Source organism: Streptomyces sp. Ag109_O5-1 (assembly GCF_003814875.1).
Lineage (GTDB): Bacteria > Actinomycetota > Actinomycetes > Streptomycetales > Streptomycetaceae > Streptomyces > Streptomyces sasae.
Genome location: NZ_RKQF01000001.1, coordinates 8,315,773 through 8,329,844, shown reverse-complemented (window position 1 = coordinate 8,329,844; position 14,072 = coordinate 8,315,773). Strand labels below are relative to the sequence as shown.

15 protein-coding genes are annotated in these 14,072 nt (G+C 70.7%); 9 read left to right on the top strand and 6 right to left on the bottom strand.

Annotation, left to right across the window (positions count from 1 at the left end):
- Window positions 1–110: 110 nt before the first annotated feature.
- The 5 genes from EDD90_RS37930 to EDD90_RS37910 all read left to right on the top strand — a co-directional run bounded on the left by EDD90_RS37930 (window position 111) and on the right by EDD90_RS37910 (window position 4,448).
- A complete protein-coding gene (locus EDD90_RS37930) occupies window positions 111–764 on the top strand; it encodes a class I SAM-dependent methyltransferase (RefSeq protein ID WP_123977567.1) in 654 nt (217 codons plus the stop codon).
- Between the two features lie 233 nt (window positions 765–997).
- The gene (locus EDD90_RS37925) at window positions 998–1,306 is read left to right on the top strand and encodes a hypothetical protein (protein ID WP_123977565.1); all 309 of its coding nucleotides are present in this window, start codon (window positions 998–1,000) and stop codon (window positions 1,304–1,306) included.
- Window positions 1,307–1,392: 86 nt separating this feature from the next.
- The gene (locus tag EDD90_RS37920; protein WP_123977563.1) at window positions 1,393–2,301 is read left to right on the top strand and encodes an N-acetylmuramoyl-L-alanine amidase; all 909 of its coding nucleotides are present in this window, start codon (window positions 1,393–1,395) and stop codon (window positions 2,299–2,301) included.
- A 233-nt stretch (window positions 2,302–2,534) separates the two neighbouring features.
- Window positions 2,535–3,338: a DUF5336 domain-containing protein gene (locus tag EDD90_RS37915; protein ID WP_185149375.1), complete on the top strand. Its 804-nt coding sequence runs from the start codon at window positions 2,535–2,537 to the stop codon at window positions 3,336–3,338.
- 99 nt (window positions 3,339–3,437) lie between these two features.
- On the top strand, window positions 3,438–4,448 hold the full coding sequence (locus EDD90_RS37910) for an LLM class F420-dependent oxidoreductase (RefSeq protein WP_123977562.1): 1,011 nt from the start codon (window positions 3,438–3,440) through the stop codon (window positions 4,446–4,448).
- Window positions 4,449–4,482: 34 nt separating this feature from the next.
- Here EDD90_RS37910 and EDD90_RS37905 read toward each other — a convergent pair whose 3' ends face one another.
- On the bottom strand, window positions 4,483–5,049 hold the full coding sequence (locus tag EDD90_RS37905; RefSeq protein ID WP_123977560.1) for a hypothetical protein: 567 nt from the start codon (window positions 5,047–5,049) through the stop codon (window positions 4,483–4,485).
- Window positions 5,050–5,184: 135 nt separating this feature from the next.
- Here EDD90_RS37905 and EDD90_RS37900 point away from each other — a divergent pair, with 135 nt between their 5' ends.
- A complete protein-coding gene (locus EDD90_RS37900; RefSeq protein WP_123977558.1) occupies window positions 5,185–5,478 on the top strand; it encodes a hypothetical protein in 294 nt (97 codons plus the stop codon).
- A gap of 127 nt (window positions 5,479–5,605) precedes the next feature.
- On the opposite strand, the gene EDD90_RS37895 is transcribed toward EDD90_RS37900, so the two are convergent.
- Genes EDD90_RS37895 through EDD90_RS37885 form a run of 3 tightly spaced genes read right to left on the bottom strand, consistent with a single transcriptional unit; the run spans window position 5,606 to window position 8,840 of the window.
- The gene (locus EDD90_RS37895) at window positions 5,606–6,676 is read right to left on the bottom strand and encodes a prenyltransferase (RefSeq protein ID WP_123977556.1); all 1,071 of its coding nucleotides are present in this window, start codon (window positions 6,674–6,676) and stop codon (window positions 5,606–5,608) included.
- Window positions 6,673–7,452: a class I SAM-dependent methyltransferase gene (locus tag EDD90_RS37890; RefSeq protein ID WP_123977554.1), complete on the bottom strand. Its 780-nt coding sequence runs from the start codon at window positions 7,450–7,452 to the stop codon at window positions 6,673–6,675. Before EDD90_RS37890 ends, EDD90_RS37895 begins: the two co-directional genes overlap by 4 nt.
- Complete coding sequence (locus EDD90_RS37885) at window positions 7,446–8,840, bottom strand: glycosyltransferase family 4 protein (protein WP_123977552.1); 1,395 nt, start codon at window positions 8,838–8,840, stop codon at window positions 7,446–7,448. Before EDD90_RS37885 ends, EDD90_RS37890 begins: the two co-directional genes overlap by 7 nt.
- Window positions 8,841–9,060: 220 nt before the next feature.
- On the opposite strand from EDD90_RS37885, the gene EDD90_RS37880 reads away from it, so the two are divergent.
- The gene (locus tag EDD90_RS37880; RefSeq protein ID WP_123977550.1) at window positions 9,061–9,690 is read left to right on the top strand and encodes a TetR family transcriptional regulator; all 630 of its coding nucleotides are present in this window, start codon (window positions 9,061–9,063) and stop codon (window positions 9,688–9,690) included.
- Between the two features lie 323 nt (window positions 9,691–10,013).
- Window positions 10,014–10,640 carry a maltokinase N-terminal cap-like domain-containing protein gene (locus tag EDD90_RS37875; RefSeq protein WP_123977548.1) on the top strand — a complete coding sequence of 209 codons (627 nt, stop codon included), beginning with the start codon at window positions 10,014–10,016 and terminating at the stop codon, window positions 10,638–10,640.
- A 24-nt stretch (window positions 10,641–10,664) separates the two neighbouring features.
- Here the strand turns inward: EDD90_RS37875 and EDD90_RS37870 are convergent, their stop codons facing one another.
- Both EDD90_RS37870 and EDD90_RS37865 read right to left on the bottom strand, forming a co-directional pair.
- Complete coding sequence (locus tag EDD90_RS37870) at window positions 10,665–10,898, bottom strand: ferredoxin (RefSeq protein ID WP_123977547.1); 234 nt, start codon at window positions 10,896–10,898, stop codon at window positions 10,665–10,667.
- Between the two features lie 6 nt (window positions 10,899–10,904).
- Entirely contained in the window at window positions 10,905–12,362 is a 1,458-nt protein-coding gene (locus EDD90_RS37865) for an aldehyde dehydrogenase (RefSeq protein WP_123977545.1), read from the bottom strand.
- A gap of 399 nt (window positions 12,363–12,761) precedes the next feature.
- On the opposite strand from EDD90_RS37865, the gene EDD90_RS37855 reads away from it, so the two are divergent.
- Window positions 12,762–14,033: a glycoside hydrolase family 3 N-terminal domain-containing protein gene (locus EDD90_RS37855; RefSeq protein ID WP_185149374.1), complete on the top strand. Its 1,272-nt coding sequence runs from the start codon at window positions 12,762–12,764 to the stop codon at window positions 14,031–14,033.
- Window positions 14,034–14,072: the final 39 nt, after the last annotated feature.

Sequence of the window (14,072 nt, the reverse complement as noted above, 5' to 3'; positions counted from 1 at the left end):
CAGTTCCCCGCGCCCCCTACGGGGCGCCCCACGTACCCCCTGTCGAATCATCGACAGGGGGTACGACAGCATGGGGCGCCGAGACCGTCGTACGACCGGAAGGACCCCCTATGACCGCGGCAGCCCCCAAGCCCGAGATCCTGGCCGCGTTCGAGGCGGCCAAGGGGTTCATGCCTGTGGACGAAGGGCTGGCGCTGTACGCGGCCGCTGTCGAGGCCGGAGCCCTGGGGCTCCCCCTCCTTGAGGTCGGAACGTACTGCGGACGCTCCACCGTGCTCCTCGCCGACGCCGCCCGCGCGGCCGGAGTCACCGCGCTCACCCTCGACCACCACCGGGGCAGCGAGGAGCAGCAGCCCGGCTGGGACTACCACGACCCGGAGACGGTCGACCCGGAGATCGGGCTGATGGACACGCTGCCGGCCTTCCGGCGGACCCTGCACCGCGCCGGCCTCGAAGACCATGTCGTCGCGATCGTCGGCCGCTCCCCGCAGGTCGCCGCCTTCTGGAACTCCCCGCTCGGGTTCGTCTTCATCGACGGCGGGCACACCGACGAGCACGCCACCGCCGACTACGAGGGCTGGGCCCCCCATGTGGCCCCGGGCGGGCTGCTGTTGATCCACGACGTCTTTCCCGACCCGAAGGACGAGTTCACCGGCCAGGCCCCTTACCGCGTCTACCTCCGCGCCCTGGAGTCGGGCGCGTTCACGGAGGTCTCGGCCCAGGACTCGCTGCGCGTCCTGCGGCGAACGGGGACGGGGATCTGAGGGCGCCGGCACGCCCCTTCGCGCGAGTGGACATGACGGATATGAGTCGATACCGTCGAAATGCGGGCGCCACAGCCGGAAGTGGTCGGCAATTCGCACAGTCGGCGCCTGAGGCGGAGCCCACCGCCACCTGGTCGCCCAGACGGCTCACACCGAGCGTCCACCGGGCCGGCTGTCGCGAGAACTCTCCCCCGGCCGGGTCGAGGCACCAGATACTCATCCTCGTTTCCGGAATGGGAATCACCATGCGCGCGAAGCGAATCCTCGTACTGCTTGCAGGCCCGATCGCCGCGGGGAGCCTGGCACTCGTGCCAGGCGTGGGACCGCAGGCCGTAGCCACCCCGGCCGGCTCGCCGGCGCTCACGGCACAGGCCGCACACAACCTCGCCCCTCAGTCACGTGCCGACTACCGGCGCGGTTACAGCGACGGTAAGTACGACGGCCAGAATTGCGAAGGTTATACCCCTTCGAGCCGTAACAGTGACTACCTCCGCGGTTACAACGCCGGTTACTACGCCTACTACGACGAAGGCGGATGCTGACGGGGCCCCGGGGCGGGTGACACGGGTCACCCGAAGGGCCGTCATCGACCGTATGGACACCCTGGACGACGGTTAGGGTGGCAGACGTGTCGTACACAGGCCCGGAATTCGATCCCCCGCAGCAGCGCCGGTTCCGGCGGGCGCCGCTCGCCGTCGGCCTTGCCGCGCTGGTGCCCGGTGCACTGCTCGGATGGGTGGTGTACGAGGGCGTGGGCAGGCCCGGCGGCGACGATGCCGGGCAGGCGAGCGCGGCCACGCCCAAGTCGGCGCCCGCGTCGCCCGACGATGACGCCAAGGCGCCCGTTCCGACACCCTCCGGCTCCCTCGCGGGCAAGGTGATCCTCATCGACCCGGGGCACAACCCCGGCAACTTCCAGCACGCGTCCGAGATCAACCAGAAGGTGAACATCGGGACGAACTGGAAGGAGTGCGATACGACGGGGACGTCGACCAACGCCGGTTACAGCGAGGCCCGGTTCACGCTCGATGTCGCGCACCGGCTGCGGGCGCTGCTGGAGAAGCAGGGCGCGACGGTGAAGATGACCCATGACGGGGACCGGCCGGCCTGGGGGCCGTGCGTGGACAAGCGCGCGGCGATCGGGAACGACGCGCACGCCGACGCCGCCATCTCCATCCACGCCGACGGAGCGCCCGAGGGCGACCGCGGCTTCCATGTCATCCTGCCCGCGACCGTGCACTCCGGCGCCGCCGACACCCGCCCCATCGTCGGACCCTCGCGGACCCTCGGGGAGCGCGTCGAGAAGGACTTCGCGAAGGTCACGGGCAGCGCACCGTCCAACTACGTGGGCAACGGCACGGGACTTGACGTACGCAAGGACCTCGGCGGACTCAATCTGTCCACGGTTCCCAAGGTGTTCATCGAGTGCGGCAACATGCGCGACAGCAAGGACGCGGCACTGCTGACCAGCGGGGCCTGGCGGCAGAAGGCGGCCCAGGGCATCTCGGACGGCCTCGCGGACTTCCTCAGCAACTAGCGGACGCCCCGTTCGACGGCCGTCCCCGGGATCGGGCACCTCTCGGTCCCGGCCGACGGGCGTACGGTCGCTGAGGCTTGGGTAACGGAATCGTGAGTTTCCTGCACTGGGTGGCCAACGGCGGGCAGGACCGGGCGGACACTCCGATCGGCCGGACGATAGTGTCCTTTCCACGATGAGAGGCCACGTTCGACGCCTCCTCTGCCGACGAGACGACCTACGAAGGACCTGAAGTGAATATCCGCTCCCTCACTAGAGGCGACGGCGTGGTGATCGGAGCAGCGGTATTGCTGTTCATCGCGTCGTTCCTCGCTGCCTACTCCTACTCCAGCTCCGGTCTCACCTTCAGCCGGAACGCCTGGGACGACCTCGGGACAGGCCTGGGCACGTACATGGGGGCCGTCATCGGTGGCGCGCTGATCGTTCTCAACCGCGCCCTGCCGCAGCAGCGCAAGGTGCTCGGCCTGGACCTCGGCATGGTCGGCACGGGCTTCGCGATCCTCTCCGCCTGGACGCTGTTCTGGTCGCTGGTGGACGTTCCCGAGGGCGTGGACGCCGGCGCCGGCCTGTTCCTCGGTCTGCTCGCGGCCCTGGTCCTGGCCGCGGCCGCCATCGCCACCCCCCTGGTCCCGGCTCTCCAGGCGGCACTGGTCCCGGCCCCCAAGCCGCAGGCCCCGCAGCCCTACGGCGCCCAGCCTCCCGGCGGCTACGGCTACCCCGGCGCCGGTGCCCCGCAGCAGCCGTACGGCGCGCAGCCGCAGCCCGGCCAGCCCTTCGGCCAGCAGAGCCAGCCGGGTCAGCCGCAGCCCCCGGCCGCGGCACAGCAGCCGCCGGCCGCGGACTTCTCGCCGTTCTGGTTCGCCGTCCCGGTGTCGCGTCCGCTGTTCGCGGAGGACGGCTCGACCGCGCCGATCGCCGAACTCGCGCCCGGCACCTGGTACTTGGCGGTGGAGCAGCGCGGTGCCGCCCTGGTCGCGCAGACACAGGACGGCCGCCGTGGCGTGCTGCAGGACACCTCCGGAATCCAGCGCGGCTGAACCGGCCCGCACCTACGGCCCCTTGCCCTTTCGGGCGAGGGGCCGTTGTCGTACAGTCCAGTGACCTTCGGAGATCTGACCCTTCGTCAGGAGGTCCTCATGCGGCTCGGGTTGGCACTCGGCTACTGGGGGCGCGGCCCCTCCCCGGACCACGTTCCGCTCGCGCAGGAGGCCGAGCGGCTCGGGTATCACTCGGTGTGGACGGCGGAGTCCTGGGGCTCGGACGTCTTCACCCCGCTCACCTGGATCGCCGCCCGGACGTCGACCATCAAGCTGGGCACGGCCGTTGCCCAGATGGCCGCCCGCTCGCCGACCACCACCGCGATGCACGCGCTGACCCTGGACCATCTGTCGGGCGGCCGGGTGATGCTGGGGCTCGGCCTGTCCGGGCCGCAGGTCGTCGAGGGCTGGTACGGACGCCCGTTCCCGAAGTCGCCGCTGACCGCGACCCGGGAGTACGTGGACGTCGTACGGCAGGTGCTGCGCCGGGAGGGGCCGGTGGCGGTGGACGGCCGGTTCCACTCGCACCCGTACCGAGGGCCGGACGCCACCGGTCTCGGCAAGCCGTTGAAGCCGATCACCCATCCTCTCCGCGCCGATCTGCCGGTCCTGCTCGGTGCCGAGGGGCCGAAGAACGTGGCCCAGACGGTCCGGATTGCCGACGGCTGGCTGCCGCTGTACTGGGCGCCCAGCCGGCCCGAGGTGTACGGCCCCGCGATGGCCGGTCTGCCGGAGGGGTTCCTGGTCGCCCCCTTGGCCCAGGTCAGGGTCTGTGACGACATCGCCGCCGGGCTGCTGCCCGTGAAGGCCATGCTCGGCTTCTACATCGGCGGGATGGGGCACGCGGCCCGAAACTTCCACGCCGACCTCATGGCGCGCATGGGGTACGAGGAGGAGGCGCGGCGGATCCAGGAGCTGTTCCTGTCCGGGCGCCGTGAGGAGGCGGTGCTGGCGGTGCCGGACGCGTTCGCCGACGAGATCTCGCTGGTCGGTCCGCGCGAACGCATCGCCGAGCGGCTGGAGTTGTGGCGCAAGGGTCCGGTGACGGACCTGCTGGCCCTGGCACCGGACCCTCACACGCTACGGGTGCTCGCCGAGCTGAACTCGTGAGCCGGTGAGCTCGTGGGCTCGTGGGCTCGTGGGCTCAGCCTCCGCTGAGCTGGTGGGCCGACGGCACCTGGTTGTGCACCGGGGCGCCCGCGCTCTGGCCCGCGTCCTTGACCTTGTTGATGACGTCGTCGAAGGCACCGGCCGCGTTCCCGTCGCCCGAACGGAGCTTGGCCGGCAGGCTCTTCAGCGAGTCGATACCGGCGGAGAGCGGTGCGATGGCCTTGGACAGCAGCGGATCGCCCTCGGCGTTCCGCTTGGCGGCCTTGAGCCGGTTGTAGGCGAAGCCACCGGCCGCGGCGGCCTTGATCAGGGTGAAGGTGCGGCCGTGGGCACCCTTCTTGAACTTGCCCGCCTTCCAGGGCTTCACGATCCACTGGTAGGTCGCGCCGGCGGCGAGACCCGCGTTGGCGACGAACCGTGCCTTGGCGAGCTTCTGTCTCTCCGCGGGCGTGGTCGGACTGGGTGTGTCGGCCACGGGGGCCGCCACTATGCCGGTGTCGATGGACTTGCTCTGTGTGCTGCCGCCGCAGGCGGTGACACCGGCGACCAGGGCGCAGCAGAGGGTAAGCGCGACGACGAGGCGCCGTATCGGTACGGGCACGGGATCCTCCCGTGTGTCTCGATTCCTCCCCGAGCGGTTGCTTCCTCCGGCAGCCTCACCCAAATGGCGGCACCTCGCCACTCGGGAGGAACGCCGTTCAGGTTTCAAGGACCGTTCCGCGGCAACCCGGAGGGTATGTCCCCCGAATCTGGCAAGGGTGCGAATCAGGCTGGGATGGTCGTCGCGGCCATCGCCGACGTCATGGCCCTGATCCTGGGCCTCTGGATCGTGATGTACCTGCTGGACGCGAACCGGGCGAACACCCTGGTCCAGTTCGTCCACGAGGCGGCCGACTGGCTGGCCGGCTGGTCACACGACCTGTTCACCTTCCACAAGGCGTGGGCCCGAGTGGTGGCCGGTTACGGCCTGGCAGCGGTGGTCTACCTGTTCATCGGCCACGCGATCGCCAACCGAATGCACCGCCACTGACAAACACCGGTCAGGGCCAGCGCCCCCGAAGGGGCGCTGGGGGTACCCCCGGCCGAAGGCTGGGGGAGGGACTGCGCGACCAGCCCCGACGGCGCCGCACCCGCCATCGCACAGACCCCCCACCCCACTAGGCGCAACAATCCACCTCAAGCCCCGAAGGAAGCTGCTCGCCCCCGAACACCGCACACGTCGCGTCATGCCCCCCGAGCGCGGCAACCGCCAGCAACAACGACCCCGCCGTCCAAGTCGTCAGTTCCCTCGGCCAGACCGCGTCGTCCTCGAAGACGTACCCGGTCCAGTACAGCCCCGACTCGGCGTCCCGCAGATGCTGGATGGACTGGAGGATCTCCAGCGCCCGGTCGGACTCTCCGACCGCCCACAGTGCCAGCGCCAGCTCCGCCGACTCCCCGCCCGTCACCCACGGGTTGGGGACGACACACCGCACCCCGAACCCGGGCACGACGAACCGGTCCCAGTCCTTGTCGATCCGCGCGCCCGCCTCCGCACCGGTCAACGCCCCGCCGAGGACCGGGTAGTACCAGTCCATCGAGTACCGGTCCTTGTCGAGGAACCGCTCCGGGTGCCGCCGTATCGCGTGCCGCAACGCGCCCACCGCCAACTCCCAGTCGGGCTGCGGCTCTTCGCGCTGCTCGGCGATGGCGAGCGCACAGCGCAGCGCGTGGTGGATCGACGAACTCCCGGTCAGCAGCGCGTCGTCGGTCGGCGTGCCGTCGTCGTCGCGGCGCCAGCCGATCTCACCGCCCGGCTGCTGGAGCCGCAGCACCCACTCGACGGCCGCGTAGACGGCGGGCCACATCCGGTCGAGGAACGTGTCGTCGCCGGTGGACAGGTAGTGGTGCCAGACGCCGACGGCTATGTAGGCGACGAAGTTGGACTCGCGGGCGCGGTCGGTGACGTCGTCGTGTGCGCCGTCGGCGTAGGCCGCGTACCAGGAGCCGTCCTCGTTCTGGTGCCGGGCGAGCCAGCTGTACGCCCGCTCGGCGGCCTCGTGCTCGCCGGCCGCGTCCAGGGCCATGGCGGCCTCGGTGTGGTCCCAGGGGTCGAGGTGGTGCCCCCGGAACCACGGGATCGCGCCGTCCTCCCGCTGCACGGCGAGGATGCCGCGGACGGTCGCGGCGGCCTGCTCGGCGGTGAGGACCCCGGGCAGGACGAGGTGTTCTGTCCGGGGGGTGGTCACTTGGCGGCCACCTCGGTCTTCTCGGCCTCGCCGGCCTTGTCGGCCTTCTCCGACACCGCGGGCAGGTGCGGCTTGGTCGCGTAGACGACGAAGCTCTTGCCCATGACCGGGTTCAGCGCCTGTTCGGCGACCCGCGTGGCCAGCGGCTTCTTCATGATGTCCCAGACCAGCAGCTTGTGGTACGCCCGCACCGGCAGCGCCTTGTCGTTGTCGACGCCGAACGCGCACTTCAGCCACCAGTACGGCGAGTGCAGCGCGTGTGCGTGGTGGGAGCCGTACGGCCGCAGACCGGCTTCCTTGATCTTCCCGACCAGCTCGTCGGCCTTGTAGATGCGGATGTGCCCGCCCTCGACCTCGTGGTAGGCGTCGGAGAGCGCCCAGCAGACCTTCTCGGGGCCGTAACGCGGCACGGTGACCGCTATCCGCCCGCCGGGCCTGAGCACCCGCACCATCTCGGCGAGCACGCCCTTGTCGTCGGGGATGTGCTCCATGACCTCGGAGATGATGACGACGTCGAAGGACTCGTCGGGGAACGGCAGGGCGAGGGCGTCGCCCTCCATGGCCGTCGCGGTGGCGCCCGCCGGGGCCTCGCCGGCCTCCTTCATCGCCGCGAACCACTTGGCGACCTCGCGGATCTCCTCGGCGTTCTGGTCGAGGGCCACGACCTGGGCGCCACGCCGGTAACACTCGAAGGCGTGGCGGCCGGCTCCGCAGCCGAGGTCCAGGACTCGGTCGCCCGGGGCGAGCGGGAACCGGGAGAAGTCGACGGTCAGCACGTGGCCCTGCTTTCGGGAGTGGAAGCGACGTCTACGAGGGGGGTGGCCGCGGGGCGGCCCGGAGTCGTGGGCGCGGAACGCTCCCCGGCAGGGCCGGCGATCGCCTCGCGGTAGCGGGCCACCGTGCCCTCCGCGGCGCGGGCCCAGGTGAAGTGCCGCAGCACCCGCTCACGGCCCGCCTGGCCGAGCCGGACCCGCAGCTCCGGGTCGCCCAGCAGGCGGCCGAGCCCGGCGGCCAGCGCCCCCGCGTCGCCCGGCGGTACGGCCAGGCAGGTCTCGCCGTCGCGTCCGGCGACCTCGGGGATGGCGCCGCCGGTCGTCGCGACCAGCGGGGTGCCGGTCGCCATGGCCTCGGCGGCGGGCAGCGAGAAGCCCTCGTAGAGCGAGGGCACGCAGGCGACCTCGGCCGAACGGACCAGGTCGACGAGTTCGGCGTCGGAGATGCCCTTCACGAACTCGACGGCGCCGTCGAGGCCGTAGCGCTCCACGGCCTGGGCGACGGGCCCCTCGACGGGCCGCTTGCCGACGACCACGAGGTGGGCGGCGGGGTGCTCGGTCCGTACCTTGGCGAGGGCCTCGACGAGGTACACCAGCCCCTTGAGGGGGACGTCCGCGCTGGAGGTGGTGACGATCCGGCCGGGCACCTGGGGCACGGCGGGATTCGGCGCGAAGAGGTCGGTGTCGGCGCCGATGTGGACGACGTGGATGCGGTCGTCACGGACGCCGAGATGGTCGACGATCTCCTGGCGGGAGGTGCCGGAGACGGTGAGCACGGAGGGCAGCCGGCGGGCGACCCGCTTCTGCATCCGGGTGAAGGCGTACCAGCGCCGTACGGAGTAACGGCGCTGCCATCCCTCGGCCGCATCCAGCTCCAACTGCCGGTCCACGGTGATGGGGTGGTGGATGGTGGTGACGAGCGGCGCACCGACGTCACCCAACAGGCCGTACCCGAGGGTCTGGTTGTCGTGGATGACGTCGAACTCCCCGGCGCGGGCGCGCAGATGGCGGCGGGCGCGGAGGGAGAAGGTCAGCGGCTCGGGGAAGCCGCCGGTCCACATGGTCGCCACTTCGAGCGCGTCGATCCAGTCCCGGTACTCGTCGCGCTTCGGGGTCCGGAAGGGGTCCGGGGAGCGGTACAGGTCGAGGCTGGGCAGCTCGGTGAGGGTGAGTGCGGGGTACCCCTCGTCGAGGACGGGATACGGCTGTGAGCCGATGACCTCGACCCGGTGGCCCAGCCGGGCCAGCTCGCGCGACAGGTGCCGTACATAGACGCCCTGGCCGCCGCAGAACGGGTTCCCTTTATAGGTGAGGAGCGCGATGTCGAGCGGTCGCTCGCCGTCGGCGGCGGGTTCGTCCTTGGTACCCGCCCGCCTGGCCTCAGCGGTCACTCCGGGCCCCCTTCTCCCTGCACTTTCCCGCGAGATTACGCCGGGACGCTAATCTAGAACAAGTTTCAGACTTGATCGTTCAAGAGGCTCTGAATCTACCGGCAGGTAGGAGCGGAGTGAGCAGTGGATCAGGTGATTCGCGCCACGGCGCGAACCCCTGCCATGCTGTCTGATCACTCGCCCTGAGCACTGCCCTCACCGACTGTCACGGACGGGACCCATGCCTGTGGAAGCCAAGGTGGACATCAGCGCCCGACCAGCCTCCCCGCCGCTCACGGAGCGCCAGGAGGCCCGGCGCCGCCGGATCCTGCACGCGAGCGCGCAGCTGGCCAGCCGGGGCGGTTTCGACGCGGTGCAGATGCGCGAGGTGGCCGAGTCCTCCCAGGTGGCCCTGGGCACGCTCTACCGCTACTTCCCGTCCAAGGTCCACCTGCTGGTGGCCACCATGCAGGACCAGCTGGAGCACATGCACGGCACGCTGCGCAAGAAGCCGCCGGCGGGCGAGACGGCGTCCGAGCGGGTCGCCGAGACCCTGATGCGGGCCTTCCGGGCCCTGCAGCGCGAGCCGCACCTGGCCGACGCGATGGTCCGGGCCCTCACCTTCGCCGACCGCAGCGTCTCGCCCGAGGTCGACCAGGTCTCCCGGCAGACGACGGCGATCATCCTGGACGCGATGGGCCTGACCGACCCCACCCCCGCCCAGCTCTCCGCCGTCCGCGTCATCGAGCACACCTGGCACTCGGCCCTGATCACCTGGCTCTCGGGCCGCGCCTCCATCGCCCAGGTGAAGATCGACATCGAGACGGTGTGCCGCCTGATCGACCTCACGGAGCCGGACGAGAAGAAATAGGCACGCAAAAGACCTACGAGACGGGTTCCCTTCGCCGGCATGGTCCGGATCAGGTAATGGGGGTCGCCGTCGGGCCTTGCTACTGCCTTCCGGCCTCTCAGCCCGACCGTCGACGTCGGCACCGGCGGATGCTTCTGCATCTGCGTCACGCCAGAGTCGGCTACTCCGCTCGGACTCCCTCACTCGCCTCGTAGGCTGATACCAGCATAGAACGGGCGAAGCGGAAGACAATACCCCAGGGCTGGATTTTTTCTTCTTTTCCTGATACCGGGCACGGGAAAGTGCCTGGCGGGGCACCCGCGCCTGATCGCAGAATCTCCCCCATGGCACTCATCCACCGCACCACCCTCAAGCCCACCAAGGTCGAACTGCTCGCCGCCTGGCTCCCGACGCGTCCCTGGTACCACGGCTCCGCCGCCCCGGAGTTGGTGAAGGCCGGCGGATTCCGGCTGGACGACCCGGAGGGCGAGGTCGGGATCGAGTTCATGGTCGTCACCGATGAGTCGGGGGCGTACCTCGTGCCGCTCACGTACCGCGGCGCCCCGCTCGACGGCGCCGAGCACGCCCTCGTCGGCACCATGGAGCACGGTGTGCTCGGTCCGCGCTGGGCCTACGACGGCTGCCACGACCCGGTGCTGACGGCCGGGTTGCTCGCCCTGATCGAGGGGCGCACCGAGGCACAGGCGCAGAGCATCACCGACACCCCCGACCGGGAGGTCGTCCGCTCCTACGCCGGTCAGGGCCCCGTCCCCGGCCTCGGCGCCCCCGTCGACACCGACGAGAGCACCGAGTTCACCGTGCCGGACGCGGGCCTGGTGCTACGGCTGCAGCGGGTACTGACCCCCGGCTCGACACCGCCCGACGGCGCGGTCGGGCAGGTCAGCGGGGCGTGGGAGCGGCCGGACGGCAGCCGCGCCCACGCCCTGTTCGCCGCTCTCCAACCCCGGTAGTCCTCGGTCCTCAGTCCTCGGTCCTCAGTCCTCGGGCGGGAACACCGGCTCCCCGCTTCCCAGCAGGGTGATCGCGATCGCCTCCACCGGGCAGTTCTCCGCCGCGTCGAGGATCCTGCCGTTGGCGTCCGTCTCCGGGTCCACGGGGTGGGACTGCATGGCGGAGTCGAGGCGGAAGGCCCCGGTGGCGCGGTGGACGCACTGGGCCGAGCCGATGCAGATCGACCGGTCGACCTCGACGTGCCAGCGGTCCCCCATGGCCGCTCAGCCCTCCCAGCCGGCCGGCAGGTGGATCATCTTGTGTTCGAGGAACTCGCCGTACCCCTCGGGCCCGAACTCCCGCCCCAGACCGGAGTTCTTGTAGCCGCCGAACGGACCGAGCATGTCGAGGCTGAAGGTGTTCACGGAGTAGGTCCCCGTGCGCACCTTCCTCGCGACCTCGATGCCGTGCTCCACGTCGGCCGTCCACACGCTTCCGCTCAGCCCGTAGTCCGAGTCGTTCGCGATCTTCAGGGCCTCGGACTCGTCGCCGTAGGGGAGCAGACAGATCACCGGGCCGAAGATCTCCTCCCGCGCTATCCGCATCGAGTTGTCGACGCCGCCGAAGAGGGTCGGTTCGACGTACCAGCCCTTGTCCAGGCCCGCCGGCCGGCCGCCGCCGGTCAGGATCTTCGCGCCCTCCTCCAAGCCGATCCGGATGTAGTCCAGGTTCCGCTGCTGCTGGCGGCGGGCGACCAGGGGGCCCACCTGGGTGGCCGGGTCCAGCGGGTCGCCGACCTTCAGGGCACTCGCCGCGGCCGCGAAGGCGTCGGCGAACTCGTCGTAGCGGGAGCGCGGGACGAGGATGCGGGTCTGGGCCACGCACGCCTGGCCGTTGTTCATCCAGGCCGCCGGGACGATCCCGGCGACGGAGGCGGCCACGTCCGCGTCCGGCAGCACGACCGCCGCCGACTTGCCACCCAGCTCCAGGGTCACGCGGGTGAGGTTCTTCGCGGCGACCTCCATCACGCGCCTGCCGGCCGCGACGGACCCGGTGAAGGAGATCTTGTCGACGCCGGGGTGGGCGACGAGGTACTCGCTCACCTCGCGGTCGGCCGGGAGGATGGAGAGGACCCCGTCCGGCAGCCCGGCCTCCTTGGTGATCTCGCCGAGGATGTAGGCGTCCAGCGGCGACTCCGGGGACGGCTTGAGCACCACCGTGCAGCCGGTGAGCAGCGCGGGGGCGAGCTTGGCGGCGGCCACGAACTGGGGCACGTTCCACGGCACCACGGCGGCCACGACCCCGACCGGCTCCCGCCGCACCAGGATCTTCCCCAGCACCCCGTCGCGCGTCTCCTCGTACGTGAAGTCGCGCGCGACCCTGATCGCCGCGTCCCAGACCATCATCGCGCCGAGCGCCTGCGCGAGGACGCTCCAGGAGTAGGGGGAGCCGTTCTCGGAGGAGATCACCCGGGCGATCTCCTCGTGCCGTACGGCGATCGCGTCCTTGATCCGGGTGACGACCTCGATCCGCTCGTCGAGCGTCATCCGCGGCCAGGGCCCCTCGTCGAAGGCCCGCCGCGCCACGGCCACCGCCCGGTCCACGTCCTCCCGCGAGGCGTGCGGCACCCGCCCGAAGACCTCCTCGGTGTGCGGGGAGACCACCTCGATGACGTCCTTGCCCAGAGGGTCGGTCAACTCCCCGCCGATGAACAGCTGTCCGTGTTCCAGGAACTCGGTCATGGCGCCCCGCCACCTTTCCTGACGATGTTTCAGAACTGATACCAGTTCTAGTTGAAGTAAGCCAGGGGCGGGAACGAATAGGCCCTCACCAGTGATTTTGCGAACGGCGGAGGTGCCGTCCGGCCGCGCGGGCCGCCTGCACCCCGTCGCCGCCTCCGGCTTCGCTGGGTGGCCGGACCGCTTCCGACAGTGGCCGACAGGCCGGCTCGAGCTGGTCCAGGGTCGGGTCGGCCGGGTTTCCGCCCGGCCCCGAAACGCGAGATCCTGTTGGTACGCCGACCGCGGACCTTCGAACAAATTCGGACCGGAGCGCATCCCACGCTTCGAGAAGCCCACCTCATGTTCATACGGCCCTCAGCGCGACGGACGCCGTCGCGTCTTCCGGAAGGAGGCCGGGCGATGAATGTCCCGTCGTACCGTGACCGCACTACCGCACGCAGACTGAGCACCGGCACCGCCGCCGTCATGGCGGCGATGCTCCTGGCAGGCTGCGGCACGGGCGCCCCTCAGGCGTCCCCGCACTCCAGCGCCCCCGGCAAGTCCCCCGCCACACCCGACGGGACCTCCCCGTCGTCCCTGACACCGGGCGCCACCGGCACCGCCACCACCGCGGCCACCACCGCCGCCGACACCACCCCCGCCGCGTGCACCAACGCCACGAAGCTGGCCGGGTGGTCGAACCAGCGGCTGGCCATGCTGACCATCGCCGTCCCGGTGTCGGAGACCTCGGTGTCCGGCGCCACCTCCGAGGTGAGCGCCGGTGCGGGCGGCGTGGTGCTGTTCGGCAGTGCGGCGCCGTCCGACCTCGGCTCCCGGCTGACCACCCTGAAGTCCCACGTACCGGGCCATCTGGGCCTGCTGGTGATGACGGACGAGGAGGGCGGCGGCATCCAGCGCATGGCGAACCTCGTCGGATCCCTGCCCTGGGCCGCGTACATGGGCGCGCACTGGACCCCGGCCCAGATCCAGCAGAACGTCGCGAAGGTGGCCAAGAAGATGGCGGCCGCCCAGGTGAACATGAACCTCGCGCCGGTGGTCGACGTCGACGGCAGGAACGTGGCCCCCAGCAAGACCAACCCCGACGGATGGCGGTCCTTCAGCGGCAACACCGCGGTGGTCTCCAAGGCCGGAGTCGCGTACATGAACGGGATGCGCGACGGAGGCGTGATACCCGTCGTCAAGCACTTCCCGGGCCTCGGCGGCTCCACCTACAACTCCGACTTCGGCCCCGCCCGCACCCTGCCCTGGTCCACCCTGCAGAAGGTGGGGATCCCGCCGTTCACCGCGGCCATCAAGGCCGGCGCCCCGGCCATCATGGTCTCCAACAACATCGTGCCGGGACTGGGCACCAATCCGGCGAGCCTGTCGCCCACCGTGATCAGCTCCGAGCTGCGCGGCAAGCTGGGCTTCAAGGGGCTGGTGGTCACCGACTCGCTCAGCGCCAAGGCGATCTCAGGCGCCGGCTTCACCATCCCCGCGGCCGCCGTCCAGGCCCTTCGCTCCGGTGCCGACATGGTCATGTTCGACCTGGGAAGCAATGTCGGCTCCCAGACGTCCTCGATCGCCTCGGCGATCACCAACGCGGTGACCGGCGGAAAGCTCGCCCGCAGCCGCCTCATCGACGCGGCGGGGCACGTCCTGGCCGTCCGGCACGTGAATCTCTGCTCCTAGTCGGTTTCCCCCGCGGAAATCTGACGTGTAATCAGTTCT

Bases quoted from the DNA above. Each gene is read 5' to 3' on its own strand.
- EDD90_RS37930 (WP_123977567.1), top strand. From the start codon at position 111: ATGACCGCGGCAGCCCCCAAGCCCGAGATCCTGGCCGCGTTCGAGGCG.
- EDD90_RS37925 (WP_123977565.1), top strand. From the start codon at position 998: ATGGGAATCACCATGCGCGCGAAGCGAATCCTCGTACTGCTTGCAGGC.
- EDD90_RS37910 (WP_123977562.1), top strand. From the start codon at position 3,438: ATGCGGCTCGGGTTGGCACTCGGCTACTGGGGGCGCGGCCCCTCCCCG.
- EDD90_RS37900 (WP_123977558.1), top strand. From the start codon at position 5,185: ATGTCCCCCGAATCTGGCAAGGGTGCGAATCAGGCTGGGATGGTCGTC.
- EDD90_RS37880 (WP_123977550.1), top strand. From the start codon at position 9,061: ATGCCTGTGGAAGCCAAGGTGGACATCAGCGCCCGACCAGCCTCCCCG.
- EDD90_RS37875 (WP_123977548.1), top strand. From the start codon at position 10,014: ATGGCACTCATCCACCGCACCACCCTCAAGCCCACCAAGGTCGAACTG.
- EDD90_RS37870 (WP_123977547.1), bottom strand. From the start codon at position 10,898: ATGGGGGACCGCTGGCACGTCGAGGTCGACCGGTCGATCTGCATCGGC.
- EDD90_RS37865 (WP_123977545.1), bottom strand. From the start codon at position 12,362: ATGACCGAGTTCCTGGAACACGGACAGCTGTTCATCGGCGGGGAGTTG.
- EDD90_RS37855 (WP_185149374.1), top strand. From the start codon at position 12,762: ATGAATGTCCCGTCGTACCGTGACCGCACTACCGCACGCAGACTGAGC.